Genomic DNA, 10,653 nt, shown 5'->3' with positions numbered 1-10,653 from the left:
AGGAACATGCCCGACATCAGACCGATCAAAACCAGCCAAATCTGCCTAGGAGTCATTTCTCCAGATTGAGCGGCTTGTTTTGCGGCTTCCCGCCTTGACTTAGTGGGCAATTCAACTCCAAGTTTTAGGGTGGTACTCGTGCCCAAGTCTAGACCTCTAGTCAGGAACCCACTTTTTGTGTTCGTTCCTCCTATTGCGCTGCTGGTCTTGGGACTCTCGTTGGCCCTCCAACCCGGGGCATTTGCACCTCGACACGAACTTGTCGAGCAAGCCATCGATGACCTTCGAACGGCAGATAATTCGAAGGTCCGACTGTCACTGGCTTCTTATCACCAAACCAGACTTGCAACGAATACTGGTGGTTCAGATCTTGTGGTTGTGAATAAACAACGTCCGCTGCAACCTTTGAAATATCAGCCTTTGAATCTAAGGGAAGTTGAGAGTTCCAAGAACCTAGATAACTCACGTGGCCTGCAATTGGCAGATCAGGCGGCCACTGCGTTGGAAGCATTAGCTAAGGCAATGAACGCACAAGACGCAGGAAAGCTTTTCGTGAACTCCGCATTCCGCTCATATGAATACCAAGCAGAGTTGTTCAATGCAAAGGCAAGTCAGTATGGGCTTGCGGGGGCTTTGGCTCGAGCCGCCAAGGCTGGACACTCTGAGCATCAAACCGGACTAGCTGCAGATGTATCGGTTCCCGAGCAAGGCTGCGCCATCATGCAGTGCTTCGGCGACACCGTGGCTGGAAAGTGGTTAGCTGAAAACTCGTGGAAGTACGGATTCATAATCCGATACGAAAAGGACACGACTTCTGTCACGGGTTACACATATGAACCTTGGCACCTTCGATATGTTGGCGTACAGCTTGCGACAACGTATTCCAAAACAGGAATGAAAACCCTCGAAGATTTTTGGGGATTTGCTCCGGCTGAGTTCTACTTGGAAGAAACTGCCTCGTCCACTAGCAACTGAGCCTGCTTTAGCACCTGTTCGAGATGCTGCTCTGACTTGAAAGACTCACCATAAATTTTGTAGACGTCTTCCGTGCCCGAAGGTCTTGCCGCGAACCAAGCTGTGTTGGTTGAAACCTTTATGCCACCGAGTGCGCCGCCGGAACTGGCTGCAGTTTCGATGTTGATGATCTGCTCACCAGCTAGCTCATCGGCCTTAACATCTTCCGCACTCAGTTTTGCAAGCAGTGCCTTCTGGGACAGGTTGGCTGGAGCATCGACTCTTCGATAGTGCGGCTCACCGAACCCGCGCGTAATTTCGGCGTACCGCTCTGAAGGACTAGAACCGGTGATTGCTTGGATTTCTGCAGCCAACAGGCACATGATCAAACCGTCCTTGTCGGTCGACCAAGGTTGACCATTGAGACGAAGGAACGAAGCACCTGCAGATTCCTCGCCACCGAACCCCAGGCTTCCATTTGAAAGGCCAGCGACAAACCACTTGAAACCAACCGGTACCTCAAGGAGCTTCCTACCGGCTGCTTCCACGACTCGATCAATCAACGACGAAGAAACCATCGTTTTACCAACCGCAGACTCTTCATCCCAACCATCGCGCGCTCGGAATAGGTAATCAATCGAAGCCACCAAGAAGTGGTTGGGGTTCATCAGCCCAGAGTCCGAGGTCACGATGCCATGGCGATCCGCATCCGCATCGTTTCCGGTTGAGATGTCGTAGTTGGTTTTGTTCTCAATGAGTGAAGACATTGCAAATGGCGAGGAGCAGTCCATGCGGATTTTGCCGTCCCAGTCCAGGCTCATAAATCCAAACTGGTAGTCGACCTTAGGGTTTATTACTTCTAGGTTGAGCCGATAGCGCTCGGCTATGAGTGGCCAGTAGTCCACCGACGCTCCACCTAGTGGGTCGGCACCAATTCGAATTCCAGCGTCACTGATGTGGCTGAGTTTTAGAACCTGATCCAGTTGGGAGACGTAGTTCTCTCTGAAATCAAAGTGGTGCGCGTTGGGAGCCTTACGCTTCACCTCGGTTAAACCGCTGCGAATAAGTTCGTTGGCGCGGTTGGCAATCCAACCGGTGGCGTCAGAGTCTGCGGGTCCACCGTGTGGCGGGTTGTACTTGATGCCGCCATCTTGAGGTGGGTTGTGACTTGGGGTGATGACAATGCCATCGGCCTGGTTGTCGCTACCATGAGGCAGCTGCGAATTGTGATCGATAATCGCCACCGAAACCGCAGGTGTTGGGGTGTAGCCATTGCGTGAATCAATTAGCGCCAGCACATCGTTTCCGGCGAGCACTTCAAGAACGGATTGCTGAGCAGGTTCACTCAGCGCATGGGTGTCTCGACCGACATAGATCGGCCCACCAATGCCTTGCGTGCTTCGGTATTCGACGATGGCTTGGGTGATTGCCAAGATGTGCTGCTCGTTAAAAGAGGTATTGAATGAGCTGCCTCGATGACCTGAGGTGCCGAAGGTTACCTTTTGTTCCGGCACTGATACATCTGGTTTTAGCTCGAAGTAGGCGGCAGTTAGCTTGGCGATGTCCACCAGGTCTGAAGATCTGGCAGGCTTCCCGGCTCGCTCGTGCATGGCATCCTCGATTACGTCTCTAACAAAAAGGTATAGCTATCTTGAGTTGTTGTGGGGGGCTATTGCTAACTAACCACAATCCCTTTGCTGTCGCTTATGGCCTATCTGCCGTAATCTTGAGGAATGTCTAACCCACTAAAGATTGCCTACCTAGGCCCTGCCGGCACCTTCACCGAGATGGCTGCCAAGCAGCTAACCGGAGCTGCCTCCGCAAGCTTTATTGCAGTGGGTAGCGTGCGTGAGGCACTTGATGCTGTGTTATCTGATGCCGCCGACCGCGCAGTTGTTCCAATTGAGAATTCCCTAGAGGGTGGAGTCTCCGCCACCATGGACGCTTTGGCAAGTACCGCTGGTGTGCAGATCTATGGCGAGTACCTAGTTCCAGTTAGCTTCGATTTGATGGCATCCCCGGGCACCACCTTGGATTCCATCGAGGTTGTTTACACCCACCCGGTTGCTTACGCGCAGTCAAGGAAGTGGCTTCAGGAGAGAATTCCAAACCACTCTCACATCCCAACTTCTTCCACAGCGGCGGCAGCTAAGAACACAGTTTCCGGCAGCACCGCGGATGCGGCTATCGCAGCTCCAGGAGCAGCCGGGATGTATGGGCTGGTGACACTAGCTAGCGACATCGGTGAGAACAAGAATGCCCAGACTCGTTTTCTTGAGGTTGGAAAATCTGGCAAGCCAACCGCTCGAACTGGCTTTGACAAAACCAGCGTGATTGTTGAACTTCCAGATGACCGTCCGGGTGGGCTGCTTGAAATGCTGGAGCAGTTTGCCGCGCGAGGCGTGAACCTTTCTCGAATTGAATCTCGCCCAGTTGGCGATCGTTTTGGTCGTTACCGTTTCAACATTGACGCCCAGGGTCACATTGACGACCAAGCAATCTCCGAGGCCCTAATGGGTTTGCACCGTTTTTCACCAAATGTAATTTTCTTGGGCTCTTATCCACGAGCAGACAAGAGCGAATCAGTGCACCAGGGCAATAATGCCAACAATGCTTATAAGTCGGCTCAGGACTGGTTGGACTCACTCAAGGGATAAACCCCAGGCAGTACCGCCTCAAAGTTCACGCCTTGGGCATCTTCAGAAATCGACCAATTCATCGTTAGGTCGCTAAACAGATCCGAACCTAAACCGTTGACTTCTCCTGTCAATGGAGCTCCGTCGTTGCTGGCTTTGAGCCGCAGGTCACCGTCGGTGTTTTTACCAAGGGAAACAAATAACCGCTTTGCTTGGCCGTGACGGTAGGCATTGCCAGCCAGCTCCTTGACGATCTCAGAGACGCAACGTGCTGCGGTCGCATTTTCAATCATCGCTTTGGCGGATTTGTCGATAGCTAATTCGATGCTCAGCACCCCAGCCCAGGTCTCTTGGGTTTCTTTCACCAGCTTCGAGAATGGCTGCTCTACAGACCAGTCTCCCTTAAGAGCAACCACCGCTTTGTCCAGCTCTTTGAGAATTTGCTTCACATCGGCGGGCTTATCTTGACTGGCAAGCTGCAGTCTGGAAGCTGCGACGGTGAGAGCTCCCTGCACTGTGCCATGAACCAGGTATGCCCACTTTTTTTGTGCCAACCAAATCTGCTGCTCAACAATTGTCGTGCTGCGAGCGAGCTCTAAGTTCAAGCCCGAAAGCTCATCCTCAATTTGATCTCGGCTTCGCTCAATTGCGCGCCAGAGAGTAATTGCTACCCCCACGAACATAAACACCCCGATGCCAGAGACACGAACCTGCACGAGGTCCGGATAGCTCTCAATGAAGAAGAAGGTCGTTAGCTGAAGCGGCAAATAGGAGATAAACAAAATTACAATCAGCGCAATCCAGTTCGAAATCCAAGAGCGAAGCTGAACAAAGGAGAGCAGCTTTCGTAACCCCAAGCCGATCGGCAAAATTGTCAAGCTTGCTGCAAAGGCTGCCAGCGTAACCAAAGGGCTAGAGAGAGCGTTGATCGTCACCAAGATGTTGGGCATGGCCAAAAGGTAGGTTGCCACCACCCGGGTGTCCTCAAAAGCGTGAACCGAGTTTGGTCGACCAAACCTCAGTGGCTTGCGGATGGCTTTGAGTTCTTTGGTGACGGTCAAATCATCCAGGCGATCCCTGAGTTTGTGACTCAGTGGCCTCACCTGATTGGTGATCAACTCTCGGATCTCTTCGGCAACCGAGCTAATTTCTTCCTTCAGGTTTGCTTTCGAAAGGTGTTTTTTAATCTTGTCCAATTCACCAAGCAGAGCGCTCTGTGCCATTTTTCGAAGAGCTTTCTCCGTCGCACTGGCCTTTGTGCTGGTTGCCTTTCGGCTCTCTAGCAGGGTGGCATTTGCTTGGGTCAATTTTGACATCGCGTCCAGGTGGCGATTGGTGGAGTGCATCAGCTCCGACATTGCAATCAAGGTGATTAGAGCGATTGTGATGTCCCCAGGTAATCGAAGGACGTACCTCTCCCACGCCTCAAGTGGAGACAGCGTGAAAACGTTCTCCAGAAAGTACCCGCGGCTAGTCCCCATTATTAGTAGCCCCAGCCCAATCCACAACCAACGGGTGTGGGCCGAAGCGGCGTCAACAATCATGATCAGAATCGGGTAGAGCAGCCAGTAACCGACAAATGATGTAGCAATGATTAGCGCCGCATTGGGGTTGGCGACCGCTCTACTACCTAGGTCGTAGGCAAAAATCGAGGAAAGCTGGAAAAAGAAAATCGATCCCCAAATCCAAGGGGACCTAAGCTCTAGCCTGCCCATGTGTTCGGGAAAGTTCCGAATAAATCTCAGAACTGTGAGCCTTGAAGGACTTCTAACTTCTTGGGTGGTCATCTAGAGAAGCCAGTGGCCTTTAGGTATTGAATTGCAGCTTGAACGCGACGTTCAGGTCCACCCTGCTCGGAGATCCCCATTGCTTTAAATGCTCGCACCAAAATCAAGCGAACCGCTCTAATGGTCGTGTTTCTAATCTGTGCGATTTCCTCGTTTGATTTGCCCATGGCCAATAGCTGAACCACCTGCAGTTGAGAGCGACTTAGATTGTGCAGGGTGTTGCCTGATTCCAGGTTCTCTCTAAACTGCTTCCCCGCTCCGCGAGCAACACCAATGATTGCAGCGTTTAGGAAATTGCTATCGCCGAGGTTGGACTTCAAGAGGTAGCCATATCCGGCCGGCAAACTCTTCGCGGACTTGCCAGCCAGTCGTGGCTCGGCAACATTGGTCAGAAACAGAATCGCAAGAGCTGGGCTGGAATGCTTTAGCGATGTTGCTAGATCAAAACCGTCAGGGCCACTACCTAAGTCAACATCCAGAATCGCAAGGTCCGGGTCAAAGCCGCTGCAGGCTTTTTTCGCGCTCGCGGCATCAGTCGCGGTTGTTACCTCATGGCCTTGAGACCTAAGGGTTTCGCCAAGGAGGGTAAGTACCAGTGGCTCGTCATCAACGGCGAGAATTTTCAAACCAATTGCCATGTCATAACAATGCCAGCTAAGTGCAATCCATACGGATAGCCACATTCCTCTAGAGGAACATTAGAGTCGAATTCTCAAAACCTTGTGTTTCAAGCTGAAGTCAACCTCTAGCACTTCGCCAATCACATCGCCATCGAGTTGCAGTGGGCTTAGGTGGTGTGGCTTCACTCGAATCCTCGCACCGCCTAGGTTCTCAATGGTCTTGAGGTTCGCAGTTTGGTCCATCCACTTTCGCCCTAGTGCCAGTGGCCGTACAACTTTGTTCTGCCAGGTCACGCGAGCGACAAAGTCCACCCAGTCCCAGATCTTTCGCGGCCCAATGGCTGCAACATCCAACTTGCCATCATCCAAACGAGCATCCGGCATCATCGAGATCTGCCCGGGTAGCCAACCGGCATTGCCGATCAGAATCGAGTAGCTCTTTAGAGTTCTGGGTGATTGATCATCGACCAGCACCTCAAACTTCTCAAACTTCATCGGAAGCGACCTGAGTCCACCCTCGAGATAGGCAATCCAACCCACTCGTCTTTTGAGTTCCGGCAGGGTGCGCTGCATGATTCTGGCGTCCATGCCAATACCAGCAATGCCAGTGAAGTAGAACTTGGTGAGTTCGCCATGCTGGTTTATCGCTTTGGCAACTCCCAGGTCAATCTCGTAGGTATCACCAACTACCGAACGTTTGATGCACTTCTCCAGGTTGTTTATCGGCAGCTTTAGGTTTCTTGCCAGAATGTTGCCGGTGCCAATTGGGACGAGCCCTAGGGAGACGGGTGCTTCATCTTCGAATACCGCCTGCACGCAGGCTCTGAGCGTGCCGTCTCCGCCGGCAACGATGATGTGGGTGGCGCCCGCTTCGATTGCCTTTTTGGTTGCCTTGAACCCACCGGTTTTATGGTCCGAGGGGAAGTAGCTCAGGTTTACAAAACCTGCTTTTGAGAACGCAGCCTCGATTTTCGCCCTCGTGATTTTCGAGGGGTGAAAGATTACCGCCATGTTCTGCACTCCCCAAGCCTAAGCGTTCTAGAAGGTAGGCTTGAGGTCGTGATTGACATCAATCTTCTAAGAGAGCAGCCAGAGGCCATTAAGGCCTCGCAAGTGGCGCGCGGAGCCGATGTATCGCTGGTCGATCAGGCAGTGAAATTGGACCTCGACAAGCGTTCGGCGCTCGCTGAATTCGAAAGACTTCGTGCTGCGCAAAACCAGCACGGCAAGTTAGTTGCCTCTGCTCCCAAAGAGCAGAAGGCTGCTCTAGTTGCTCAGGGCCAAGAGATGGCTGTTGCCGTTAAGGCAGCAGATGCCGCGGCCAATGCCGCGGATGAGGCACTAACCAAGATTCTTTTCAAGATCGAGAATGTTGTAAACGAAAATGTGCCAGCCGGTGGCGAAGAGAACTTCGTTCTGGTCAAAGAGGTCGGCACCATCCCAACGTTCAGCTTTGAACCAAAAGATCACGCAGAGCTGGGTGAACTGCTAGATGTCATCGACATCGAGCGCGGTGTAAAGATTTCTGGATCCCGCTTCTACTTTTTGAAGGGCTGGGGAGCAAGGCTTGAGCTTGCGATGATGCAGCTTGCAATGGACCAGGCAACCGAGGCTGGCTTTACGGTTTTGATTACCCCGACACTGGTGAAGCCAGAGGTAATGCAGGGAACTGGCTTCCTGGGTGAGCATGCAGATGAGATTTACTACCTACCAGCTGACGATTTGTATTTGACTGGCACCAGCGAAGTTGCCCTTGCCGGTTACCACCGTGATGAGATCCTTGACAGCCTCGAAGAACCTATGCGCTATGCCGGTTGGTCGACTTGTTACCGCAGAGAAGCCGGAGCGGCTGGTAAAGATAACCGCGGTATTTTGCGAGTGCACCAGTTCAACAAGCTGGAGATGTTTAGCTACTGCAAGCCAGAAGAGGCGGAGGCTGAGCACGCTCGCCTACTGCAGTGGCAGGAGCAGATGCTGCAGAAGTGCGAACTTCCTTACCGAGTGATTGATGTTGCAGCCGGTGACCTAGGTTCCTCGGCAGCCAGAAAGTACGACGTTGAGGCTTGGGTTCCAACTCAGGGCACCTACCGAGAGCTGACTTCCACCTCAAACTGCACCACCTTCCAGGCGCGCAGGCTAAACACCCGCTACCGCGATGAGAGCGGCAAGCCAAAGACAGCGGCCACGCTAAACGGAACCCTGGCCACCACCAGATGGCTGGTTGCAATCTTGGAGAACCACCAGCAGGAAGACGGTTCGGTGGTTATTCCAAAGGCACTTCGTCCTTATTTGGGCGGCACCGAGAAGATTGTGCCTAAGCACTAACCCATGGCAGCTTTTGAACCCTGGCTAATTGGAATCGACATCGATGGCACCCTGGTGCACGATGACGGTTTTTTATCAAAGCGTGTAGTTGAGCAGGTTTCACGCGTTCGCGCTCTTGGCCACGAGGTTGTCATTGCAACCGGCAGGGCTGCAGCAAATGCCTATCCGGTTATCAAAGACCTAGGAGTATCGCTAAACCACTCGGTTTGCTCCAACGGAGCGGTCACCATTCGTTTTGAAGATGATCACCCACGTGGCTATGCGATGCACGATGTGAAGACCTTTGACCCATCAGAGGTTTTGACTGAACTAATCGAACATTTGCCAAACGCGCACTTCGCGGTTGAGCACGCCGATGGTAGCTACCGATTCCACAAACCTTTTCCTTCCTACGCGCTTGGCGATGACAATCGCGAAGCCCCGCTATCAGAACTTATGGAGCACCCGGTTTCTCGAGTTGTCGTGCTCTCGCCAGAACACGATGTCGACGAGTTCCTAGGGCTTATGGCCAAGGTCGGGCTGCAGTCGGTCTCGTACGCGATTGGCTATACCGCCTGGTTGGACATCGCACCACAGGGGATCGACAAGGGTCATGCGCTAGAACAATTGCGCCAGCACTATGACATTCCTGGCGAGCGCACCTTGGTGATGGGCGATGGTCGCAATGACATTGAGATGTTCCGCTGGGCAAGATCACTTGGCGGTTACGCCTTTGCGATGGGCCAGGCCCCAGAAGAGGTAAAGCTCGAGGCAACTGCGGTTACCGCAGCGGTGGATCAAGACGGCGTAGCTCAGGTGCTAGAGGCACTTGAGGGTCTCAAATTCTTAGATTAACCACTAAACTTTCCCCCGGAGGCCTGTCCGAGCGGCCGATGGAGCTGGTCTTGAAAACCAGTGGACAGCAATGTCTCGTGGGTTCGAATCCCACGGCCTCCGCCATTTTCCTAGCCCACTATCAGCAATTAATCCCTAGACTTTCCAAGTGACCCAGCCCGAATTCATTTTTCCCGAAGATCAGAGTCGCCCAAGGCGACGCGGTTGGCTCACCAAACTCCTAATTTCCATGGTCGTTGTTGCCGGTTTAGGCGTTGCTGCGGTCGGTGGTGGCTATGTGTATCTAGTTAGCCAGCTAAATGCCTCCGGTATTGATGTGTATTCAACCGACGGTGAAACCTTTGCCCCTCCAACCGCCGAGGAAATCAACGGCCCAATCAATGTTTTGGTAATCGGTTCTGATACTCGAGTGGGTCAGGGTAAGACTTCCTACGGCCCAGCCGGCAATGCACTTGCCGACGTGATTATTCTTTTGCACGTTTCCGCAGATCGCAAAAATGCGGTTGCGCTTTCTTTCCCAAGAGACCTAATTGTCTCGGTCCCAGAGTGCCCAAACCCTGAAGGCGGGGAGAAGTACGCGGCTCGGGACATGGTTCAGATCAATGCCACCATGAACACCGGCGGCCCTGCCTGCACACTGCTCACTGTTCAAAAACTAACCGGCGTCAAGATCCCTTACCTTGCGATGATCGACTTCAAGGGCGTTATCGCGATGAGTGAGGCAGTTGGCGGGGTAACCGTTTGTGTTGCCGAACCCATCAAGGACGACTACACCCAGCTTTACCTAGAAGCCGGTGAGCACACCCTGGTTGGCGAGCAGGCTCTGGCCTTTTTGCGAACTCGTCACGGTGTTGGCGATGGATCTGACCTCTCCCGCATTTCTAACCAGCAGGTTTTCCTTACCTCGCTGGTTAGAAAGCTCAAGGACGAGGGCGCATTCACCAACCCATTCACCATGCTCAAGCTCGGCACCGCAGCGCTTGAGAATATGACGCTTTCGAACAGCCTCACCGAGATTGGTGTGATCTTGGGCATGGCTCGAGAAGTGAATGATGTTGATCTGGACAAGATCACTTTCCTAAAGCTTCCGGTCTACAGCCTCAAGGGAGCGTATTCGGGTCGAGTAGCGGTTATTCAAGACCAGGCACAGTTGCTCTTTGATCGCATTGCCCAGGATGAGCCTTTGGTCCTGGCAGAAGCTAACCCAGGAGCAGGCGCTGTGGTGGCGGAGGAGTCCACGCCACCTAAAGAACCAACTGCTGGAACTAGCGCTACCGCAAGCGAGGAAGCCCTTCCACAGTGGGCGCAGGGCACCAACGCTTCGGTCAAGAGCTGCTCAAACTAGTTTTCCCAAACCCCAATTTCCTAGTAGGCTAATGCGGCTACTTGGAGACGTCGCATAGCCCGGTCGAGTGCGCCTCACTGCTAATGAGGTAGGGGTTTTAAAAGCCCCTCGGAGGTTCAAATCCTCTCGTCTCCGCTCATAAGTCTCTGAAT

Annotated in this window: 9 protein-coding genes and 2 tRNA genes; 7 read left to right on the top strand and 4 right to left on the bottom strand. The window is 52.9% G+C overall.

Annotated elements, in window-relative coordinates; genetic code table 11:
- The first annotated feature begins 177 nt into the window (after window positions 1-177).
- Complete coding sequence (locus AC128V_RS04910) at window positions 178-975, top strand: M15 family metallopeptidase (protein ID WP_482763568.1); 798 nt, start codon at window positions 178-180, stop codon at window positions 973-975.
- Here the strand turns inward: AC128V_RS04910 and pgm are convergent.
- Window positions 939-2,564, bottom strand: a complete 1,626-nt coding sequence (gene pgm / locus AC128V_RS04905) for a phosphoglucomutase (alpha-D-glucose-1,6-bisphosphate-dependent) (RefSeq protein WP_482763567.1) — start codon at window positions 2,562-2,564, stop codon at window positions 939-941. The genes AC128V_RS04910 and pgm overlap by 37 nt on opposite strands.
- Before the next feature lie 123 nt (window positions 2,565-2,687).
- Here pgm and pheA point away from each other — a divergent pair, with 123 nt between their 5' ends.
- Entirely contained in the window at window positions 2,688-3,611 is a 924-nt protein-coding gene (gene pheA, locus AC128V_RS04900; RefSeq protein WP_482763566.1) for a prephenate dehydratase, read from the top strand.
- Here the strand turns inward: pheA and AC128V_RS04895 are convergent.
- The 3 genes from AC128V_RS04895 to AC128V_RS04885 all read right to left on the bottom strand — a co-directional run bounded on the left by AC128V_RS04895 (window position 3,581) and on the right by AC128V_RS04885 (window position 7,008).
- Window positions 3,581-5,305 carry a sensor histidine kinase gene (locus tag AC128V_RS04895; protein WP_482763565.1) on the bottom strand — a complete coding sequence of 575 codons (1,725 nt, stop codon included), beginning with the start codon at window positions 5,303-5,305 and terminating at the stop codon, window positions 3,581-3,583. The two genes, pheA and AC128V_RS04895, sit on opposite strands and share 31 nt — an antisense overlap.
- A gap of 68 nt (window positions 5,306-5,373) precedes the next feature.
- Entirely contained in the window at window positions 5,374-6,060 is a 687-nt protein-coding gene (locus AC128V_RS04890) for a response regulator transcription factor (RefSeq protein WP_482763564.1), read from the bottom strand.
- 15 nt (window positions 6,061-6,075) lie between these two features.
- On the bottom strand, window positions 6,076-7,008 hold the full coding sequence (locus AC128V_RS04885; RefSeq protein WP_482763563.1) for a diacylglycerol/lipid kinase family protein: 933 nt from the start codon (window positions 7,006-7,008) through the stop codon (window positions 6,076-6,078).
- A 48-nt stretch (window positions 7,009-7,056) separates the two neighbouring features.
- On the opposite strand from AC128V_RS04885, the gene serS reads away from it, so the two are divergent.
- The 5 genes from serS (at window position 7,057) to AC128V_RS04860 (ending at window position 10,636) form a co-directional block, all read left to right on the top strand.
- Window positions 7,057-8,322 carry a serine--tRNA ligase gene (gene serS, locus AC128V_RS04880; RefSeq protein ID WP_482763562.1) on the top strand — a complete coding sequence of 422 codons (1,266 nt, stop codon included), beginning with the start codon at window positions 7,057-7,059 and terminating at the stop codon, window positions 8,320-8,322.
- Between the two features lie 3 nt (window positions 8,323-8,325).
- Window positions 8,326-9,156: an HAD family hydrolase gene (locus tag AC128V_RS04875; RefSeq protein ID WP_482763561.1), complete on the top strand. Its 831-nt coding sequence runs from the start codon at window positions 8,326-8,328 to the stop codon at window positions 9,154-9,156.
- Between the two features lie 17 nt (window positions 9,157-9,173).
- Window positions 9,174-9,261 (top strand) — tRNA-Ser (locus AC128V_RS04870).
- 43 nt (window positions 9,262-9,304) lie between these two features.
- Window positions 9,305-10,501 (top strand): LCP family protein, encoded by a 1,197-nt coding sequence (locus tag AC128V_RS04865; RefSeq protein WP_482763560.1) that lies wholly within the window; start codon window positions 9,305-9,307, stop codon window positions 10,499-10,501.
- Between the two features lie 43 nt (window positions 10,502-10,544).
- Window positions 10,545-10,636: transfer RNA gene (locus tag AC128V_RS04860), tRNA-Ser, on the top strand.
- Window positions 10,637-10,653: the final 17 nt, after the last annotated feature.

The organism is Aquiluna sp. (assembly GCF_965064355.1).
This window is presented reverse-complemented; position numbering and strand designations above follow the sequence as displayed.

What these genes read in the sequence shown, in the direction of transcription:
- pgm (WP_482763567.1), bottom strand. Translation starts at nt 2,564, where the DNA reads ATGCACGAGCGAGCCGGGAAGCCTGCCAGATCTTCAGACCTGGTGGAC.
- pheA (WP_482763566.1), top strand. Translation starts at nt 2,688, where the DNA reads ATGTCTAACCCACTAAAGATTGCCTACCTAGGCCCTGCCGGCACCTTC.
- AC128V_RS04895 (WP_482763565.1), bottom strand. Translation starts at nt 5,305, where the DNA reads ATGGGCAGGCTAGAGCTTAGGTCCCCTTGGATTTGGGGATCGATTTTC.
- AC128V_RS04890 (WP_482763564.1), bottom strand. Translation starts at nt 6,060, where the DNA reads ATGTGGCTATCCGTATGGATTGCACTTAGCTGGCATTGTTATGACATG.
- AC128V_RS04885 (WP_482763563.1), bottom strand. Translation starts at nt 7,008, where the DNA reads ATGGCGGTAATCTTTCACCCCTCGAAAATCACGAGGGCGAAAATCGAG.
- AC128V_RS04875 (WP_482763561.1), top strand. Translation starts at nt 8,326, where the DNA reads ATGGCAGCTTTTGAACCCTGGCTAATTGGAATCGACATCGATGGCACC.